Genomic DNA, 18,756 nt, shown 5'->3' with positions numbered 1-18,756 from the left:
CGCTGGGCCCGAACTGACATCCAAGCCCAGCCAGCACTCAATAATCCCAGGACCCCGCCACCCAACGAAACGCGTCGCCATCCACCGCCACACGGCCCACGGAAGGAAACGAAAGGTGGGTCGCCACGAACAGCTCCCCGCTTGCCGCGGCCTCTTGCATCAACCGTACGCGAACGCGCACCGCTTCTTCAGGGTCATGCTCGAAGCCGTTTTGCCAATCGGGATGGTCGAAAGCCACCGGAAACAAGGCGTCGCCGGCAAACGTGAGCTTTTCGCGGCCAGACGTCACATGCACCACACTGTGCCCCGGGGTATGCCCGCCGGTGCGTTTGACCACGACACCCGGCGCCACTTCATGCTCCTGCTCGAAGGTGTGCAGTTTGTCGTGGTATGCCTCCATGAACTGCCGCGCGGTCGTGTGCAGCACGTCCGGTATCGGCGCGGGCATGACGGTGCGGGAGAAGTCAGGCTCCGCCCAGAAATCGACCTCGGTTTGGCAAACATGGATCCGCACGTCCGGGCTCAGGCGGTTCCGTACCTCGTCGACGAGCAGGCCGCCTATGTGATCCATATGCATATGGGTGATGACCACGTCGGTAATGGAGGAAAGCTCGATGCCGGCCGCCTCCAGCCGCTTTGGAAACAGCCCTGCACGTGGGAAGCCGGGGAACTGCCCGCCCAGCCCCGCGTCGACCAGCAGGGTTTGCTCGCCGCTGCGCACCACCAGCACGTTCAACGCCCAATCGAACGCGTCCGGGCCAAGGAACATGTCCTTGAACCAGGCAGCACGTGCGGCGGGGTCGGCATTGGTGGACATGGTCGAGGTCGGCAGCGGCAGCACGCCGTCGCTCACCACCAGTACATCGATGTCGCCGACCTTGAGTGCGTAGCGCGACGGAACCAGTTCCTCGGTCGCGGGTACTCCCTGGATGGTTTTTTGCGGCGTGTCTTGCAGATGCATCGTCATGATCGCTCTCCTGTGCTGGATGAGGCGAATCCGTATCCATTGGTAGAACAACGGATCACCTGGAGGACGAGTGTGCATCGCGGTATGGCGCGCCCGATATCATACGCGGGTATGCCGTGCCTACATCTTGGCGTGGTCGTTTCAAACGAATGGCTGGGTGATTTGCAAGATTGGGCAATCATCGGACCGGATCGTGCAAGCTATCGCGCCCAATGCTTTCTATAGTAATCGGTGCCCAACCATCTGGAGCTGGTCCGACTATGAGCGCCCTCAATATCAATGGCCGTGAGCACACGGTTGACGTAGACCCTGGCACCCCTATTCTCTGGGCCCTGCGCGACACGCTGGGCATGACCGGCACCAAGTTCGGCTGCGGTGCGGCCTTGTGCGGCGCCTGCACCGTTCATCTGGATGGCCAGGCCATTCGCTCCTGCGTGACGCCGATAGCCGCGGCGGTTGGCAGGAAGATCACGACCATCGAGGCGGCCACCGACGGCAGCGACCCGGTAGGCACCGCGGTGCACGAAGCCTGGGTCAAGCATGACGTGGCGCAGTGCGGCTACTGCCAGAGCGGGCAGATCATGAGCGCGACCGCGTTTCTCAAGGCCCAGCCCAAGGGCAAGCAGCCGACACCGGCCGAGATCGACTCGGCCATGGCCGGCAATATCTGCCGCTGCGGCACCTACGCACGAATCCGCGCCGCGGTGGCCGACGCCGCCAAAGCCCTCGCCTGACAGGGAGTTGCGCCATGCTGAACGAGATTTTTCCAACCGAACTTCCGCGAGCCTTGCAGCACTTGCTCGAACGCGATGACGCGGACGGTCCCGCGACCCTGCCCCGCCGCAGCTTCCTCAAGATCGTCGGCATCGGCGGCCTGGCCTTGGGGGCTTTTCCTCACCTGGCCCTGGCCGAACAGGCCAACGGCGCGGGCGAAGGCCCACTCAAGCCGACCCAGCAACCCTCTGCCTTCGTCCAGATCGCGCCTAACGGCGAGGTGACGGTGACCATCAATCGCCTTGAGTTCGGCCAGGGCGTGCAGACCGGCCTGCCGATGATCCTCGCCGAAGAGCTCGACGCCGACTGGAGCCTGGTGCGCACGCGCAACGGCAGCAACGACGCGGCGTACATGGATCCGGCCTTTGGCATTCACCTTACCGGCGGCTCCAATTCGATCAAGAACAGCTACACCCAATACCGCGAACTGGGCGCCCGGGCCCGTTCAATGCTGCTGGCCGCCGCAGCGGCGCGCTGGAATGTCGACGCCTCCAGCCTGACCACGCAAAACGGCGCGGTGCTTGGCCCTGGCGGTCGCAAGGCCACCTACGGTGAGTTGGCCGAAGCCGCCATGGCGATGCCCGTGCCGGAGAAGGTCACGCTCAAGGACCCCAAGGACTTCCGCCTCATCGGCCAGGCCACCACCCGCCTCGACGCCAAGGCCAAGAGCAGCGGGCAACAGGATTTCGGCATCGACGTGCATCTGCCGGGGCAACTGACCGCCGTGGTCGCCCATCCACCGGTATTTGGTGCCCGCATCGCCTCCCTGGACGACAGCGCCGCACGCGCGACCAAAGGTGTAAAAGCCGTGCTGCGCGTGCCGTTGGACGGCGGTGCCGAAGGCGTCGCGGTGATCGCCGACGGTTACTGGCAGGCCAAGCTGGCGCGTGATGCGCTGAAGGTCGAATGGGACGTAGCCAAGGTCGAAAAAGTCGACACGGAAAAACAACTGGCCCAGTACCGCGAACTGGCCGGCCAATCCGGACCGCTCCACTTCGATGCCGACATGAAGCCCCTGGCGTCGGCGCCCCATCAACTGGAAGCCGAGTTCGTATTTCCTTATCTGGCCCATGCGCCCATGGAGCCGCTGAACTGCACCGTCCAGTTGTCCGAGGGCCGTGCGCAGTTGTGGGTGGGTACGCAGTTTCCCGGCGGCGACGGCGCGGCAGCGGCCAAGGTGCTCAATCTCAAGCCCGAGCAGGTCCAGGTGAATGTGCAGACGGCGGGCGGTGGCTTCGGCCGGCGCGGCGTGCCCACCAATGATTTCGTCGTACAGGCTTGCGAAGTGGCCAAGGCGGCCCGCGCCGCCGGGCTCGATGCCCCCATCCGCACCCTTTGGAGCCGTGAAGACGACATCAAGGGCGGCTACTACCGCCCCATGCACCTTCACCGCGCGCGGATCGGCTTCGACGACAGCGGCAAGGTGTTGGCCTGGGACCACGCGCTGGTGGGGCAATCCATCTTGACCGGCACCTTGTTCGCCGGGCAGATGAAAAACGGCATCGACCCCACCGCCACCGAAGGCCTGCGCGATCCGTATCCGCTGCCGATGCGATTGACGGTGCATCATCCCAAGCTCAACGTGCCCGTACTGTGGTGGCGCAGCGTCGGCTCGACCCACACCGCCTTCGTGATGGAGACGCTGCTCGACGACATCGCCCGCACGACCAAGCAGGACCCGGTGGCGTACCGCATGAAGCTGTTTGGCGACCAGAACCCGCGTCATCGCGACGCGCTACAGTTGGCGGTGGACAAGAGCGGCTACGGCAAGCGCCAGTTACCCGCCGGTCAAGCCTGGGGCGTGGCGGTGCACGAGTCGTTCAGCTCGGTGGTGGCCTACGTGGTCGAAGCCTCGGTGCAGGATGGCCGTCCCGTGCTCCATAACGTCACGGCGGGCGTGCACTGCAATCTGGCGGTCAACCCACGCAGCATCGAAGCCCAGGTCCAAGGCGCTGCGCTGATGGGCCTGTCGATGTGCCTGCCTGGTGGCGCCGTGACGTTGAAGGACGGTGTCGTGCAACAAAGCAACTTTGCCGACTTCAGCGTGCCGCGTATCACCGACATGCCGCAAATTGCCGTCCACATCGTCCCGAGCGCTGAGCCACCGACCGGCATGGGCGAACCCGGCCTGCCCGCCTTGGCCCCGGCGTTTGCCAATGCCATTGCCAGCCTGACGGGCAAACCCCTGCGGCAGTTGCCCGTTCAGCCTGGCTTGATTGGGAGCGAACGCCAAACCTTGGCGAGGGGTTTTATCCCCTCGCCACAGCCACATGGGACACCCGTTTCTTCAATTGCCCTGACCGCAATCCTGCTCGATCGCGCTGTAGTCCAGCGCCTGGATCGCCCCGGTGGAATCCAGGTAGGTCATTCGCGACTCGACGACGCCGCAGCCTGAGCCCATCCCTTGCTTGACCGACAGCACCTTGGCGATGTCCAGGTTATCACCGTACATGTAGGTATGCGGCTTGACGGCGTCCTGGGCGTTGGCTGCCAGAGCGCCGAGGCTGAGGACGGCGAACAGTGAAGCAATGCTGAGATTCTTGACGTTCATGGCGATGTCTCCGACGTTTGAGTGAGTAGCTGAGACGGCTTGTGCTGTCTCGATGGGCTCATTTGACGCCGGCGAGGTATCTGGGGTGTGTCATCGACTGGCACAAAGGAATCAGTGCGTATCGGCAAAGGGTCTGGATACACAGCGATACAATCATGCCGTTCACGCTTTATCATGGCGCCATCCCCATTCCCTGACCTGATGGAACGACCATGACTTTCGATTTCGACCTGGTGTTCGAGCGCCACGGCACCGGTAGTACCAAGTGGAGCCGCTACCCGGCGGATGTATTGCCAATGTGGGTGGCCGATATGGATTTCGCCGCGCCACCGGTCGTCGTCGATGCGCTGCGCAAACGCCTGGAGCACCCGATGCTCGGCTACAGCGTTGCCCAGGACAATCTGCGCGCGGCCATCGTCGCCGATCTCTGGAGCAAATACGCCTGGCGCGTCGAGCCCCAGCAAATCCTGTTCCTGCCTGGGGTCGAGCCGGGTTTCAACATGGCACTGCATGCGCTGGTGGAACCGCAGCAGAACGTCGTGGTGCAGGTGCCCAACTATCCACCGCTACGCAACGCGCCTGGTAACTGGAACCTGAACAAGGTGGAATTGGCATTCGACACGGTCGATGGCGAGTTCCGCACACCGCTGGCCGAACTACGGGATGCTCTGCAGGGCGGCGGCGCGCTGTTGCTGAGCAATCCGCATAACCCGCTGGGCAAGGTATTCGGTCGCGACGAACTCAAGGCGGTGGCGGATATTTGTGTCGAGCAGGACGCCTGGATCATCTCCGACGAAATCCATGCCGAGCTATGCTTCGATGGCCGCGTGCACATCCCCACCGCCAGCCTGGGCGCGGACATTGCCGAACGCACCATCACCCTGATGTCCGCCAGCAAGGCCTATAACATCGCGGGGCTGAAAACCTCCTTCGCCATCATCCAGAACGCCAAGCTGCGCGAGCGGGTCAACGGCGCCAGGGCCGGCATGGTCGACAGTGTGAACGCCCTTGGCCTGGAGGCCACCCGCGCCGCGTACAGCGAAGCGGGACCGTGGCTGGAGGCCTTGAAGCAGTATTTGCAGGCCAATCGTGATTACCTGGTCGAGGCGGTGAAGACCCGCTTGCCGGGCATCACCATGACCGTGCCGCAGGGAACGTACCTGGCGTGGCTGGATTGCTCCGGATTGGGGTTGGACGACCCACAGGGCTTTTTCCTGAAGCAAGCCAAGGTCGGCCTGAGCGCCGGGCTGGATTTCGGCGACGACGCGGGGCAGTTCGTGCGGCTGAACTTCGGCTGCCCACGGGCGTTGCTGGAGGAAGGGATTGCGCGGATGGAGCGTAGCCTGAAATCCCGAACCTGACCGGATCCCCCGTGGCGAGGGAGCTTGCTCCCGCTGGGCTGCGAAGCGGCCCCAAAATCTTGCGGTCGCTGCGCCCGAAGCGTCGGGCCGACCGAGCGGGAGCAAGCTCCCTCGCCACAAAAGCCTCCACCACCGGCCATGCCGAAGTCAGTCATGCATATCCGGCGTATGCACAAAACACAGCTTGTTCCCCTCCGGATCCCGGCAATAGGCGCCGAAGTAATCCTTCGAATATTGGGGCCTCGGGCCCGGCTCGCCTTCGTCGAAACCTCCCATGTCCATCGCCATCTTCCAGGCTTCGCGTACGGCTTGCTGTGATTCAGCGGCAAAGCTGACCTGCATCCCATTGCCCCAGGTCGCCGGCAGCCCGTTGATGGGCACCTGGACGAACACCTGCGGCCAATGCCTGCCGGGCTGATGCCAGCCCTCGCCGGGTGGGCCAGAGTCGTCCTCGCTGTCCATGCGCACCAGGCCAAGGCAGCCCAGGACCGCATCATAAAACGCGACCATCTTCGGTAGGTCGCGCGCGCCGATCTGTATATGACTGAACATGCCCTTCTCCTTCTGAGACCTTATTCGATTGGAAAAGGCGGCTTCGCCCACGTTCACCTTAATCGGTGATCGGTCGATGAAACGCTCGTGGTCACGCTTATCGACCGGCAGGAAAATCCGACCGAACTCCGGCCAAAACCCCAGGGTCCACCCTCCATCGCAACCACTGGAGATGGAGAACGAAAATGGCCGATTACCCAACCCCACCCTTCCCTAAGCAAAACCAACCCGTACCTGGCAGCCAGCAGAAAATGGACCCTTACCCAGACTGCGGCGAACAGAGTTACAAAGGTTCAGGACGCCTGGCGAACAAGATCGCTCTGATCACCGGCGCCGACAGCGGCATCGGGCGCGCCGTGGCGATTGCCTTCGCCCGTGAAGGCGCGGACGTGGCCATTTCCTACCTGAACGAACACGAAGATGCCAAGGAAACCGCGCGCTGGGTTGAACAGGCCGGTCGCCAGTGCCTGTTGCTGCCGGGCGATCTTGCCGACAAGGCCCAGTGTCGCAAGGTTGTCGATGAAACCGTGGCGCGCTTCGGGCGTATCGATGTCCTGGTCAACAACGCCGCGTTCCAGATGACCCATGAAACCCTCGAAGAAATTCCCGATGAAGAATGGGTGCGCACGTTCGATATCAACATCACGGCGATGTTCAGGATCTGCCAGGCCGCGGTGCCGCACATGAAGGCCGGAGGCTCGATCATCAACACCACATCGGTCAACTCCGACATGCCCAAGCCGACGCTGCTGGCCTATGCTACGACCAAGGGCGCCATTGCCAACTTTACCGGCGGTCTGGCCCAGATGCTCGGGCCCAAGGGTATTCGCGTGAACAGTGTTGCGCCGGGGCCGATCTGGACGCCGCTGATCGTCGCCACCATGCCCGAGGAAGAAGTGCAGAATTTCGGTTCCCAGACGCCGCTGGGCCGCCCCGGCCAACCGGTGGAAGTGGCGCCGATCTTCGTGCTGCTGGCGTCGGATGAGTCCAGCTACATCTCCGGCTCGCGGTATGCGGTGACGGGGGGCAAGCCGATCCTGTAAGCGCAGGCACATATTCCGTGGCGAGGGAGCTTGCTCCCTCGCCACGGAAAGCGCCCTTCTGATCACTCCTTGGCAATCACCGAAATCTTCCCATTGCGCTCGATGATCGCGAATTTGATCTGGTCCAGGGTCTCGATGCCCTGGCTCGAGCGTGCCGCTTCCATGATGTCCGCCTCAACCAGCCGTGCGTGGCGCATACGGCCCTGGAGGATGCGCCCGTCCTCGACGATGATGGTCGGGCCGCCGTCGATGAGCCGGGACACCCAGTCGGAGCGCAGCTTGAGCAACGAAAATCCGACATCAATGGCGATCAGCGTGACGATGACCATGAACGAGTTGGTCATCGAAAAGTCATCCCCCAGCAGCGCTTGCTGGGTCGCCTCGCCAATGATCATCAAGAGCACGAAATCGAACGTGGTGATTTCCGCCAACGAACGACGCCCGGCGATCTTGAACAACACCATCAGCACCGCATACATCGCGGCGGCTCGCAGTACCGAATCCATATGTCACCTAAGGAAAGATGAATTGACTGAACGTGACCACGGCGCCGTTGGGCGTTGCGATGCGGCTCTGGTACGTGCCGAGGCCTTCGCTGAGCAATGACAGGTGCAGGTTCGCCTGCCCCTGACCATCCGCCTGGAGCCAGAGCTTCATGCCCGGACCCGCGGCGGCCGAGCGCATGGGCGTAGGTTGCACGCTTTGCACGTCGAATCCCTCCAGCCAGTCGCCCCCGAGCTCGATTTCCAGCACTGCATTGGGTGCTCCCTTCAAGCGCACGATCACGGGGTTGGTCGAGCCGTTGCGATGGAACCTCTCGTATTCGACCCCGATGCTGCCGTCAGCACTGTGAATCTCGCTATTGCTCAGTGGCCCATGGGAAAACAGTCCGAGCAACGTCAACAAGACCAGCAGCACCAACGCATACCAACCCACCCGTTCGAAACGCCAGACCTTGTGCTGGAACGCCATGTCCTCGCACACCGGGTACTGGCGACTGCGATGATCGTCCTGTTCGCATTGGTCGGTCATGGGGTCCTCCTATCGACGTTCACCCGCCATGGCGCGCCGGTGATAGCTGGGCAATTGCTGCAAGGCGTATTCACTGGATAACCGTTGCACCTGGCGCCGATCGCCGAAAAAACGCTCTCGGCGGCTGAACAGCGCGCGCTGCCCGTTCAATTCGAACGCCCAGGCAAAACACACCGTGCCGGCGGGAATGCCGTCCTTATCGTCGGGCCCGAGCAGGCCGGTGGTGGCCACCGCCACGTTGGCGTTGGCGTCGCGCAATGCGCCAAAAGCCATTTCCTCGGCGACTTCGCGGCTGGTCAGGTTGAAGGTATCGATGGTCCGCGGCTTGACACCCAGCAGCCGCTGCTTGGCTTCGGGGGAATACACCACGTAACCGCTTTCGATCAGCGAACCGCTGCCCGGCACTTCGGCCAACAGCGTGACGATAAGCCCTGCGGTGCAGGACTCGGCAGTGGTCAGGCGCAACTCATGTTCACGCATGTACTCGATCAGGGAATGGGCAACAGTCATGGCATACAGTCCTTCATGGATGCTGATGGGTTGACCCCCGCCGCCCCGAATCATTCCCTTTATCGCGCCGTCGCGCCAAGCGGTCAAATAAATGAAACCCCTGGTCATTCCTGTACCTCATAACGGTATGAGCCTCATGCAGAGGCTGTCTTGATCAGGAGGTCGTTATGTCCGTGCTTTTCGTCAAACTGTTCACCCATCCGGAATTCGCCTGGGGGGACATTCGCGAGCAGGAACAGGCCCATCCCCACCATTACCTGGCGCATCTTCTGTTGCTCGCACTGATTCCGGCGGTATGCCTGTTCGTCGGTACCACTTGGACCGGTTGGAGTCTGGCCGAAAACGAAACCGTGCGACTCAGCCACGCCAGTGCGCTGCAGCTGTGCGTCTTGCTGTATGTGACCATCGTTGTCGGCGTGACGTTGATGGGGCTGTTCATCCGCTGGATGTCGCGCACCTTCGAGGCCCGGCCAACCGTCAACCAATGCATCGGTTTCGCTGCCTACACCGCGACCCCCTACTTCCTGGCCGGAATATTCGGCGTGTACCCCAGCCGGTGGCTGGCAGTGGCGGTCCTGCTGGCGGCTTCGGTGTACTCGACTTTCCTGCTGTTCGTCGGCCTGCCTAAGTTCATGGGTTTGAAGAAGGAACAGGGCCTACTGTATTCGGCCAGTGTCTGGGGCGTCGGCCTGCTGGTGCTGGTCACGATTCTGGTGGAGATGATCCTGCTGTGGTTCAACTATTTGCAGCCGGAGTATTTGCGGGTTCCGGTAGGCTGAACGGGGTTTTGAGGTACACAATGACGGTGGCGGCGGTGTTGCGAAGCGTCAATTTCGCAATGTTCGTGTAACACGACTATCCTGCGGCTTTGCATCCTGAAATCGAGTCGGCAGCGCTGGACCGCCCCGCCGCCCCTTAAGGCCTAACCTAATATGTCATCTCCAAGCAAACGCTCTCCCAACGTTCCACAACGAAAGGAGCTGAGCCCCAGTCACCTGGATTTCGCCGTCGTGGGCATCGGCGCCTCGGCGGGTGGGTTGCAGGCCATCAAGCAGTTTTTCGAGCACATGCCCAAGGACAACGGCATGGCGTTCGTGATCGTACTTCACTTGGCGCCGGATCATCAGAGCATCGCCGACAAGATCATCCAGGAATCCACCAAGATGCCTGTATTGCAGGTGACCGAGGCGGTGCCGATCGAGAAGAACCATGTCTATGTGATTTCCCCGGCCCATCATTTATCGATGAACGACGGGTATCTGAAGGTTACCCCGGCCGAACCGCGCCAGGGTGGGCATGTGGCGATCGACCTGTTTTTCCGTGACCTGGCCGATGTGCACAAGGACCGCGCGTTTTGCCTGGTGCTGTCGGGCACCGGTTCCGACGGTGCCGTGGGTCTGTCAAGAATCAAGGAGCAAGGGGGGGTGACCCTCGCTCAGTCGCCCCAGGACGCCGAATTCGATGGCATGCCACAGGCGGCCATCGACACCCAGATGGTCGATCTGGTGCTACCGGTGGCGGAAATGCCGCAAAAACTCCTGGAGCTGTGGCAAAACTCCCAGGCCATCCGCCTGCCGACCGCCAACGACCCTGAGATACATGCCCAGCCGCCGACATCCGAGCGAGAAGCCGTTGCCGCCGAGCAATCGCTGCACGACATCCTGGTGCAGCTGCGGGCAGGCACCGGCCATGACTTCAAGCATTACAAACGGGCCACCGTGCTGCGGCGTATCGAACGACGCATGCAAGTCACCGCCCAACCGGACCTCAACGCCTACTACAGCTATCTGCAGAATCATCCGGAGGAAACCAAGGCCCTGCTCGGTGACCTGCTGATCGGTGTGACCAACTTCTTCCGGGACCGTGAGGCCTTCGAAGCCCTGGAGCGCGACGTACTGCCCAACCTGCTCAAGCCGGTGGAACCGGGCAGCGTCCCGCCGGAGGAAATCAGGGTCTGGTCGGCCGGATGCTCGACCGGCGAGGAAGCCTACACCCTGGCCATGTTGATCAGCGATCAACTGCAACACGATGCCAGCAACGCCAAGCTGCAGATATTCGCCACCGACATCGATGAGCGGGCAATTACAGTGGGCCGCGGCGGGGCCTACCCCGAAGCGATCATCACCGACGTACCGCCCACCCGCCTGCGCCAGTACTTCGTCAAGGAAAGCTCGACCTTCCGTGTGCGCAAGGAAGTCCGCGAACGGGTGCTGTTCGCCAAGCACAGCCTACTCTCGGACCCGCCGTTCTCGCAGATCGACCTGATCGTGTGCCGCAACCTGCTGATCTACCTCGACCGCGAGGTGCAGCGTGAAATCCTGCAAATGTTCCACTTTGCCCTGCGGCCGGGCGGCTATCTGTTTCTCGGCTCTTCGGAATCGGCCGACGCCTGCAGCGAGTTGTTCAGCCCGGTGGACAAGCGCAACCGGATCTTCCGCGCCAAGTACGGCACCGCCAGCAGCCGCCGCACACCGACCATGCCCCGTGGCGGTTATGTGCGCAGTACCTCGGCGTTGGTCCCGCCCCAGGTCGCGGTGCCACGCAAAGTCTCGTTCGCCGATATCCACCTGCGCGCCATCGAGCGGGCCGCGCCGCCCAGCATGATTGTCGACAACAATGGCGACATCCTGCACATGATCGAAAGTGCCGGCCGCTACCTGCGCCATGTCGGCGGCGAAATGTCGCGCAACCTGCTGACGCTGATCAATCCGCAACTGCGCCTGGAAATCCGCACGGCGTTGTTTCAGGTCAACCAGAACGGCCAACCGGTCAAGTCACGCCAGGTCAACATGGAACGCGACGGACGGCGTTTCCTGGTGGACCTGCTGGTCCAGCCCTATCGCGACGAACAATCCGATGGCGACTTTGTGCTCGTCGTCTTCGAAGAGGAAGAAGTCGACCCCGGCCAGCAGGTTGCCGCCATTACCAGCCAGACCGAAAACCAGGTGCTTGCCAACCTGGAACGCGAACTCCAGCGCACCAAGTCGCACCTGCAGGACACCATCGAGCAGGCAGAAGTCTCCAGCGAAGAGCTCAAGGCTTCCAATGAAGAAATGCAGGCCATCAACGAGGAGTTGCGATCGGCCACCGAGGAGCTGGAGACCAGCAAGGAAGAGCTGCAATCGATCAATGAGGAACTGCTGACGGTCAACTACGAACTCAAGACCAAGGTGGAGGAAACCGACAAGATCAACGACTACCTCACCAACCTGATCGCCTCCACCGATATTGCCACGGTATTCGTCGACCGCAGCATGCGCATCAAGTGGTTCACGCCTCGGGCCACGGAGATTTTCAGCATGCTGCCGGTGGACACCGGCCGTTCGTTGCTGGACATCACCCATCGGCTGGACTACCCGGACATGGCGGCGGACGCCACCCAGGTATTCGAATCCCTGAACATGATCGAGCGCGAAGTCACTAGCAGCGACGCTCGCTGGTACATTGCCCGGCTGCTGCCATACCGCTCCAGCGAAGATCATATCGACGGCACGGTGCTGACCTTCATCGATATCACCAAGCGTCGCGCGGCCGAAGAAGAGCTGCGCTTGGGCGAGGAACGCATGCGCCTTGTGGCTGAAAGCACCCGCGACTACGCGATTATCCTGTTGGACGAGCACGGCGTGATCAACAGCTGGAACACCGGGGCGGAGCTGATCTTCGGGCATACCAAGAGCGAAGCCGAAGGCAGTTACTACGACTTCGTGTTCACGCCCGAGGACCGCGCCACTGGCGTACCCGAAACAGAATTGAGCACCGCTCGAACCAAAGGCCGTTGCGAAGACGAGCGCTGGCACCAGCGCAAGGATGGCAGCCGCTTCTTCTGCAGCGGCGAAGTCACACTGCTCAGCGGCGAATATCTGCAGGGTTACGTGAAGATTGCCCGTGACCTCACCGGCCACAAGCGCCTGCACGAGGAACAGACCCAGCGGCTCATGGAAACCCAGAACTCCAGCCATTTGAAGGATGAGTTCTTCGCCGTCATGTCCCACGAGCTCAAGCACCCGCTGAACCTGATCCAGCTAAACGCCGAATTGCTTCGCCGCCTGCCGGTGACCAAGGCCGCCACCACCGCGGCCCGGGCCGTCAATACCATTTGCGATGCGGTCAACAGCCAGGCACGCATTATTGACGATCTGCTGGACGTGGCCCGTGTCCGCACCGGCAAGCTCAAGCTCAAGCGCCAAGCCGTCGATCTGGCGCGGGTGCTGCAAGACATCTACACCGTGGTGATCAACGACAATCATCCCAACAAGGTCACTCTGGACCTGCCCGAGGGTTCCAATGGAGAACTGATCGTCAATGCCGACCCGACCCGGCTGGAACAGATCATCTGGAACCTGGTGAACAACGCGCTGAAGTTCACCCCTAGCGGCGGCCGCGTGCAACTGGTCGCCAGCCACGACGACCATATGGCGCGCCTGGACGTAAAGGACTCCGGCGTGGGTATCGCGGCGGAGCACCTGAGCGAAGTGTTCGACCTGTTCGGCCAGGCCGAGACCCAACACGCGACACACCAGCGCGAAGGCCTGGGGATCGGCCTGTCACTGGTCCGGCAATTGACCGAAGCCCACGGCGGCAGCGTCGAGGTCAAGTCCGAGGGGCTGGGCAAAGGTTGCACCTTCACGATTCGCCTGCCCCTGAGCAATGCCGCGATCGTGCCCAAACCGCAGGCTTGCGAGGAACAGTCGGGACGCCTGAGCGGCCTGACGGTGTTGCTGGTGGACGATTCCCCGGACGTGCTCGATACCCTCAAGTTGCTGCTGGAGATGGAAGACGCCAACGTGGTCGCCTTCGACCAGCCGCTGCAAGCCTTGCAGGCCGCCAAGGACGCCCGTTTCGACGTGGTGATCTCCGATCTGGGCATGCCGGTGATGAATGGCCATGAATTGATGCAGGCGCTGCGCGAGCTGCCTCACATCAAACACATCCCGGCCATCGCCCTGACGGGCTACGGTGCGTCCATCGACCTGCATAAATCACAACAATCGGGCTTCGACCAGCACATCGGCAAGCCGGTGTCCTATGACGAGTTGATTGAAACGATCGAGCAGTTGCGGCGTTCGCGGGTTTACTAGCTGAGGCTGGCTAAAACAGCCTCTGTGGCGGGGGGAGCTTGCTCCCTCACCACAGAGGCGGGTTATTTTTAGCTACTCATTGCCTCGCCAAAAAAGGGAGGCCAATCAAGCTACTTCGCAGTCTTCTTCATCCCAATCCGCCGCCGCATGTCGGCGGTGATGCTCTGGCGGGTCTTGGGCAAGTCAGCCCAAGGCTCATGCCCCACTTCCGCCAGCCGCTCGTGGACGTTGTTCACGTTCCAAAGGTTGGCGCCCTTGAGCTCGGCCACTTCTTCCCGGTAGATGGGCACCGACACCGGCAGCCCTTCCCTGGTACGCACTGCGTAGGCACAAATGGTGGTTGCGCCCAAACCGTTGCGCAGGTAATCGATGAAGATCCGCCCTACCCGGTTCTTGGGACCCGACACTGCCGAGAAGCGATCGGGCAACAGCTTGGCCATGTGGCTGACGATGGCATGGCTGAAGCCCTTCACCTCATCCCAGCCCAACTTGCGAGTAATCGGCACGACAATGTGGATGCCCTTGCCGCCGCTGGTCTTTAGAAACGCCTTCAGGCCCAGCTCATCCAGCACTGACAAAGTCAATTGCGTGGCTTCCACCATGCTTTTCCACGGCAGCGCCGGGTCCGGGTCAAGGTCGAGGACGAAGCGGTCAGGCTTGTCCAGATCGGCAGAAGTCCCGTTCCAGGTGTGCAGCTCCACGGTACTCATCTGTACCGCGCCGATCAGCGCTTCGGCGTTGTTGATGATCATCACTGGTTGCCCGGTCAGGTCCTTGTCCAGGCTGGTGATGCCGGGAATTGCCAGGCGCTCGGGGTTCTTCTGGAAGAACAACTCGCCGGCGATGCCATCCGGCGCCCGTACCAGCGCCACCGGGCGATCGGCCAGCTCCGGCAGGATAAAATCAGCAACGCTGGCGTAATACTCGGCGAGTTGCATCTTCGTGGTGCCGCTGCTCGCGTCGATAATCCGATCCGGATGGGTAATGCGGACCTTGCCTTCCAAGGTTGGCGACTGCGTGGTCTTGGCCGTGGCCGAGGCCTTGGATTTGGATTTGGATTTGGCTTTCGGCTCGGCCGGCGCCGGTTCAGCATTGTCCTTGGCCGCCGCTTTTTTCACGGTTTTGGGCAATTCCTGGGTAATCGCCTTTGCCGGTTTGTCATTGCGCAGGCCATGGAACACGGCATGGCGTACCGAGCCTTCCTTGGTCATTTCGGCAAACGCCACTTCCGCCAGCAACTCCGGTTTTAGCCAGTGCACACCCTTGGCGTCATACCCTGTGGGCGGATTGACCACGGCGGCCTTTTTGGTTTCCAGGGGCAACAGCTGCTGATGGATGCTTTTGAGCGTGGTTTCGTTGAAACCGGTGCCAACCTTGCCGGCATAGCGCAGCTCGCCGCTGTCGACGTCATGCAGGCCCAGTAACAAGGCGCCAAACGCGCTGCGGGCGCCCTTCGGCTCGCTGAAGCCGACCACGACGAATTCCTGGCGGTTCTTGCACTTGAGCTTGATCCAGTCGCTGCTGCGCCGGGACACATAGGCGCTGCCCTGGCGCTTGCCGATCAGCCCTTCCATGCGCATCTGGCAGGCACTGTTGAGCAATGCTTGCGGGGTTTCCTCGAAGGAATCGGAGTAACGCAGCAAGGGATCTTCGTTGGGTTCCAGCACCGCAGCCAACGCCGCCCGACGCTCCTCCACCGGCACTTTGCGCAAGTCCATGCCGTTGAGGTACGGCAGGTCGAACAGGTAATAAGCGATCTTGCCACTGCTGCCAGCGTCGAAGGCGTTTTGCAGGGCCTGGAAGTCCGGCACGCCTTGCTCGTCGGCGACGACCATTTCACCGTCCAGCCAGGCCGATTCCAACCCCAGCCCCGCCAGAGCCTCGGCCTGTTTCGGCAGTTTGTGGGTCCAGTCATGGCCGTTGCGGGTAATCAAGCGCACGTCGCCATTATCGATGCGCGCCATGACGCGGTAGCCGTCGAACTTGATTTCGTAGAGCCATTCGCCGTCGGGTGCGCTTTCCACCAGGGTCGCCAGTTCCGGCTTGAGGGTCTCGGGGATGGGCCCGGCCACGGCGCCGCTGAGGGTGGTCTTGCCGCTCTTTTTGGATGGCTTCGCCTTGGCGGGTTTTTCCGGCTGCTTCACAGCCTTGGCGGCGGCCGCCTTGCCCCGCCGCTTGGGCACGATGGTGCGGTCACTGAGCACGCTGTCGGGCTCGGCCTGCACCACGTCGTACTCGCTTTCCGGCCGGGCGGCGTCATCTTGATGCTTGATCAGAAACCATTGTTCCTGCTTGCCCGGCATATGGGTGCGCACCAGGTTCCACAGCCCCGCGAGCTTTTCCCCCCGCAGCTCGAACTTGAGCCGGCCTTTTTCGTAGGCTTCGTGCACGTCACCCTGTGGAATCCACACGCCCCGGTCCCAGACGATGACGTCGCCCGCGCCGTAGTGCCCCTCCGGGATACTGCCCTCGAACGTCGCGTAATCGATGGGATGGTCTTCAACGTGAACCGCCAGGCGCTTGACCTTCGGGTCCAGGGACGGCCCCTTGGGCACCGCCCAGCTCTTGAGCGCGCCATCCAGCTCCAGGCGAAAGTCGTAATGCAGCCGCGTTGCATCGTGCTTCTGTATGCAGTACTGCAACGCGTGGGTGGTTTTTGCCGATTTGCGAGAGCGCTTCGCCGACGGCTCCGAGGTGGCGCCGAAATCGCGCATGCGGTTGTAGTCGTCGAGGGTTTTGCTGGTCATTGGCCACCTGCAACTTGCGCGAGGGTGGGATCGGCCACCGGCAAACCGGCGGTTTCCGACAACAGCTGATCGACCACCCGGCCCAGGGCCTCTTCGGTCGTATCGCCCAGCAGCAGGCCTTGCTCGTAGAGGACCACTTGTCGATCAGCGCTGGTGCCCTCCTGGATGATCCGGCGCGCTTGCTTGAACACGTCCTGCACGCCCAGCGCCGTCGCGGTCTCGCCGAAGGTCTGCTCGGCCAGGTTCAGCCACTCGCCAATCAGCATCGGTTGCTCCTGGCCTTCGACAATAAATTCCGCGAGGATGCCGTGGCGCTTGGCCCGATAGCGGTTTTCCTTGAGGATCCAGTGGGACATCAAGCTGTAGTGGGCGCCTGGCTTGGGCTGGGCGACGGCGTGGGCAATCATCAGTCGAAACAGCGAGACGAGGCACAGCACATCTTCGGTCCGCGGGCAGGCATCGCAGATACGCAGCTCCAGGGTCGGATAGTGCGAGGAAGGCCTGATCACCCACCAGCAATCGCTGGGCTGGCGGATGGAGCTCGTGCGGGTGAGCATGTTGACGTAGCCATTGAAGGCTGATTCGTCCTCGAAGAATTCCGGCACGCCCATGCGCGGCCATTCATCGCAGGCCACTTGCCTATAGCTGCTGAAGCCACTGTACGCGCCGTTCCAGAACGGCGATGACGCGCTGAGCGCCAACAGCATCGGCAGCCAGGGCAGCACCTCATTCATCACCTTGACCCGGTCATGATCGCCCGGCACTTCCACATGTATGTGCAGGCCCGACAGGACGCTGCGGCGCGCCACGCGCTGGTAGTCGTCGAACAACTGCTGGAAGTGCAGCTCGTCGGTGGGTTGCAAGCCAACGGTCGCCATTGGATGGGATCCGGCGCTCAGCAATCCCAGGCCATGGGGCGCCAAGCGCTGGGTCAGGCCGTTACGCACCTGGGCCAGGTAATCGGCCGCTTCGGCCAGGCTGCGGAAGATGGGCGAAGCCATTTCCACCTGGCTCTGGAACATTTCATGGGCGAAGTGCTTGCCCAGCTCTTCCCGGCACGCCGTCACCGCCGCCGCCGACGGTTGATCGGGCATGCGGCGGGTTTGCAGATCGGTGATGAAATATTCCTCTTCAATGCCGAACTTCAGACGCCTGTTCATCGATATTCCCTCCGATACCCGCACCCGTGCGGGTGACAACCAACGCCACCACGGCGATCCGTTCCACGTCCTGATAACCGGGTGTCAGCAGTTCCTCGCCAAACACATCCGGGTCCAATTCCCTGTAGGTCCAGGCGAACTGCGGTGAATCGCGCCAAGGGCCCAGAGCCTCCAGAAACGGATCACGACCGTCGACCATCGCCACGCCGGTGTAGAGCACCAGCGAACCGCCGGGTGTCAGCCGTGGCAATGCCTGTTCGACGATACGCAGCGACAATCCCGCGCCCAGCGTTCCGCCGCCATGGCGATAAGCACGCTCGGCGGGGTCGGCCATATACGGAGGGTTGGCGACGATCAGGTCGAAGTCACCCTCGACGTCCTTGAGCACGTCGCTGCGGGCGATCTCGACATTTGCCACCTCGGCCAGCGCCGCGTTGACGGCGCACAGCCGCAAGGCCATCGGGTTGATGTCGATGGCCAGTACCTGGGCTTCGCGACGGGCACGGGCAATCACCATCGCCCCGACACCGGCGCCGCAGCCAATGTCCACCGCGCGATGCACGGCCGTGAAGTTCTGTTGCAGATGGGTATGGATCAGGTGGGCGAAACGGTAGCTGTCGGGGCCAAAGAACACTGCGTCGTTGGCCTGGGTCGGAAATTGCGAATGGGCGAACAGCATGCCGTCCAGGCTTGACCAACGCACGCGGCTGCGCAGCAGGCCGTCGTGTTCTTCCAACACTTCTGCTTCTTGCAATTGACGCTGCTCGTCGGCGGAAATAAGCCCCGGCGCGAAGGGCCTGGACCAGCCGAAAACATCCCGCAAGGTCTTGGAGCGCTCGTTGCCTGGCCGCTGGTTGACGCGCTCGTGAGTAAGCGGCGTTGGGGTGATGAAACGGTAGCCGTCAGCGTGCAGGCGACGACCTAGCTGCAGCAGCGCCAGGTCGGGTTCGGACAGGCGGTCTTCCTGATTCATGCAGGGCT

At 62.2% G+C, this 18,756-nt stretch carries 15 protein-coding genes; 6 read left to right on the top strand and 9 right to left on the bottom strand.

What is annotated here, in order from left to right; translation table 11 throughout:
- Positions 1-37: 37 nt before the first annotated feature.
- On the bottom strand, positions 38-967 hold the full coding sequence (locus J3P81_RS12335; protein ID WP_434564023.1) for an MBL fold metallo-hydrolase: 930 nt from the start codon (positions 965-967) through the stop codon (positions 38-40).
- Between the two features lie 260 nt (positions 968-1,227).
- Between J3P81_RS12335 and J3P81_RS12330 the strand changes: the two genes are divergently transcribed.
- Together J3P81_RS12330 and J3P81_RS12325 are read left to right on the top strand one after the other, a co-directional pair.
- Entirely contained in the window at positions 1,228-1,701 is a 474-nt protein-coding gene (locus J3P81_RS12330; RefSeq protein ID WP_420763984.1) for a (2Fe-2S)-binding protein, read from the top strand.
- Positions 1,702-1,715: 14 nt separating this feature from the next.
- The gene (locus J3P81_RS12325) at positions 1,716-4,136 is read left to right on the top strand and encodes a molybdopterin cofactor-binding domain-containing protein (RefSeq protein ID WP_434564022.1); all 2,421 of its coding nucleotides are present in this window, start codon (positions 1,716-1,718) and stop codon (positions 4,134-4,136) included.
- On the opposite strand, the gene J3P81_RS12320 is transcribed toward J3P81_RS12325, so the two are convergent.
- A complete protein-coding gene (locus tag J3P81_RS12320; protein ID WP_434564021.1) occupies positions 4,029-4,292 on the bottom strand; it encodes a DUF2790 domain-containing protein in 264 nt (87 codons plus the stop codon). The two genes, J3P81_RS12325 and J3P81_RS12320, sit on opposite strands and share 108 nt — an antisense overlap.
- 212 nt (positions 4,293-4,504) lie before the next feature.
- Between J3P81_RS12320 and J3P81_RS12315 the strand changes: the two genes are divergently transcribed.
- Positions 4,505-5,653: a MalY/PatB family protein gene (locus tag J3P81_RS12315; RefSeq protein WP_434564020.1), complete on the top strand. Its 1,149-nt coding sequence runs from the start codon at positions 4,505-4,507 to the stop codon at positions 5,651-5,653.
- 147 nt (positions 5,654-5,800) lie between these two features.
- Here the strand turns inward: J3P81_RS12315 and J3P81_RS12310 are convergent, their stop codons facing one another.
- Complete coding sequence (locus J3P81_RS12310) at positions 5,801-6,205, bottom strand: VOC family protein (RefSeq protein ID WP_434564019.1); 405 nt, start codon at positions 6,203-6,205, stop codon at positions 5,801-5,803.
- 185 nt (positions 6,206-6,390) lie between these two features.
- Between J3P81_RS12310 and J3P81_RS12305 the strand changes: the two genes are divergently transcribed.
- A complete protein-coding gene (locus J3P81_RS12305; protein WP_420763989.1) occupies positions 6,391-7,248 on the top strand; it encodes an SDR family oxidoreductase in 858 nt (285 codons plus the stop codon).
- A 62-nt stretch (positions 7,249-7,310) separates the two neighbouring features.
- Here the strand turns inward: J3P81_RS12305 and J3P81_RS12300 are convergent, their stop codons facing one another.
- From J3P81_RS12300 to J3P81_RS12290, 3 genes are read right to left on the bottom strand one after another with little or no spacing between them, the layout of a single operon-like run.
- Positions 7,311-7,754, bottom strand: a complete 444-nt coding sequence (locus J3P81_RS12300; protein ID WP_420763990.1) for a DUF421 domain-containing protein — start codon at positions 7,752-7,754, stop codon at positions 7,311-7,313.
- Positions 7,755-7,761: 7 nt separating this feature from the next.
- Positions 7,762-8,280: a hypothetical protein gene (locus J3P81_RS12295; protein WP_420763991.1), complete on the bottom strand. Its 519-nt coding sequence runs from the start codon at positions 8,278-8,280 to the stop codon at positions 7,762-7,764.
- 9 nt (positions 8,281-8,289) lie between these two features.
- Positions 8,290-8,790, bottom strand: coding sequence for a CinA family protein (locus J3P81_RS12290; RefSeq protein ID WP_420763992.1), 501 nt, complete (start codon positions 8,788-8,790; stop codon positions 8,290-8,292).
- 167 nt (positions 8,791-8,957) lie between these two features.
- On the opposite strand from J3P81_RS12290, the gene J3P81_RS12285 reads away from it, so the two are divergent.
- Both J3P81_RS12285 and J3P81_RS12280 read left to right on the top strand, forming a co-directional pair.
- Entirely contained in the window at positions 8,958-9,569 is a 612-nt protein-coding gene (locus tag J3P81_RS12285) for a Yip1 family protein (RefSeq protein ID WP_420763993.1), read from the top strand.
- A 153-nt stretch (positions 9,570-9,722) separates the two neighbouring features.
- Entirely contained in the window at positions 9,723-13,868 is a 4,146-nt protein-coding gene (locus J3P81_RS12280) for a CheR family methyltransferase (protein ID WP_434564018.1), read from the top strand.
- Between the two features lie 110 nt (positions 13,869-13,978).
- Here J3P81_RS12280 and ligD read toward each other — a convergent pair whose 3' ends face one another.
- Genes ligD through J3P81_RS12265 form a run of 3 tightly spaced genes read right to left on the bottom strand, consistent with a single transcriptional unit; the run spans position 13,979 to position 18,748 of the window.
- Complete coding sequence (gene ligD / locus J3P81_RS12275; RefSeq protein WP_434564017.1) at positions 13,979-16,615, bottom strand: DNA ligase D; 2,637 nt, start codon at positions 16,613-16,615, stop codon at positions 13,979-13,981.
- On the bottom strand, positions 16,612-17,775 hold the full coding sequence (locus J3P81_RS12270) for a carboxylate-amine ligase (protein WP_434564016.1): 1,164 nt from the start codon (positions 17,773-17,775) through the stop codon (positions 16,612-16,614). The genes ligD and J3P81_RS12270 overlap by 4 nt, the downstream gene beginning before the upstream one ends.
- The gene (locus J3P81_RS12265) at positions 17,747-18,748 is read right to left on the bottom strand and encodes a methyltransferase (protein ID WP_420763997.1); all 1,002 of its coding nucleotides are present in this window, start codon (positions 18,746-18,748) and stop codon (positions 17,747-17,749) included. Before J3P81_RS12265 ends, J3P81_RS12270 begins: the two co-directional genes overlap by 29 nt.
- Positions 18,749-18,756 lie beyond the last annotated feature (8 nt).

Origin of the sequence: Pseudomonas sp. R1-6 (assembly GCF_051132115.1) — a bacterium.
Lineage (GTDB): Bacteria > Pseudomonadota > Gammaproteobacteria > Pseudomonadales > Pseudomonadaceae > Aquipseudomonas.
Note: the sequence above shows the minus strand (reverse complement) of the source record. Positions and strands in the feature narration are given on the sequence as shown.

What these genes read in the sequence shown, in the direction of transcription:
- J3P81_RS12335 (WP_434564023.1), bottom strand. Translation starts at nt 967, where the DNA reads ATGACGATGCATCTGCAAGACACGCCGCAAAAAACCATCCAGGGAGTA.
- J3P81_RS12330 (WP_420763984.1), top strand. Translation starts at nt 1,228, where the DNA reads ATGAGCGCCCTCAATATCAATGGCCGTGAGCACACGGTTGACGTAGAC.
- J3P81_RS12325 (WP_434564022.1), top strand. Translation starts at nt 1,716, where the DNA reads ATGCTGAACGAGATTTTTCCAACCGAACTTCCGCGAGCCTTGCAGCAC.
- J3P81_RS12320 (WP_434564021.1), bottom strand. Translation starts at nt 4,292, where the DNA reads ATGAACGTCAAGAATCTCAGCATTGCTTCACTGTTCGCCGTCCTCAGC.
- J3P81_RS12315 (WP_434564020.1), top strand. Translation starts at nt 4,505, where the DNA reads ATGACTTTCGATTTCGACCTGGTGTTCGAGCGCCACGGCACCGGTAGT.
- J3P81_RS12310 (WP_434564019.1), bottom strand. Translation starts at nt 6,205, where the DNA reads ATGTTCAGTCATATACAGATCGGCGCGCGCGACCTACCGAAGATGGTC.
- J3P81_RS12305 (WP_420763989.1), top strand. Translation starts at nt 6,391, where the DNA reads ATGGCCGATTACCCAACCCCACCCTTCCCTAAGCAAAACCAACCCGTA.
- J3P81_RS12300 (WP_420763990.1), bottom strand. Translation starts at nt 7,754, where the DNA reads ATGGATTCGGTACTGCGAGCCGCCGCGATGTATGCGGTGCTGATGGTG.
- J3P81_RS12295 (WP_420763991.1), bottom strand. Translation starts at nt 8,280, where the DNA reads ATGACCGACCAATGCGAACAGGACGATCATCGCAGTCGCCAGTACCCG.
- J3P81_RS12290 (WP_420763992.1), bottom strand. Translation starts at nt 8,790, where the DNA reads ATGACTGTTGCCCATTCCCTGATCGAGTACATGCGTGAACATGAGTTG.
- J3P81_RS12285 (WP_420763993.1), top strand. Translation starts at nt 8,958, where the DNA reads ATGTCCGTGCTTTTCGTCAAACTGTTCACCCATCCGGAATTCGCCTGG.
- J3P81_RS12280 (WP_434564018.1), top strand. Translation starts at nt 9,723, where the DNA reads ATGTCATCTCCAAGCAAACGCTCTCCCAACGTTCCACAACGAAAGGAG.
- ligD (WP_434564017.1), bottom strand. Translation starts at nt 16,615, where the DNA reads ATGACCAGCAAAACCCTCGACGACTACAACCGCATGCGCGATTTCGGC.
- J3P81_RS12270 (WP_434564016.1), bottom strand. Translation starts at nt 17,775, where the DNA reads ATGAACAGGCGTCTGAAGTTCGGCATTGAAGAGGAATATTTCATCACC.
- J3P81_RS12265 (WP_420763997.1), bottom strand. Translation starts at nt 18,748, where the DNA reads ATGAATCAGGAAGACCGCCTGTCCGAACCCGACCTGGCGCTGCTGCAG.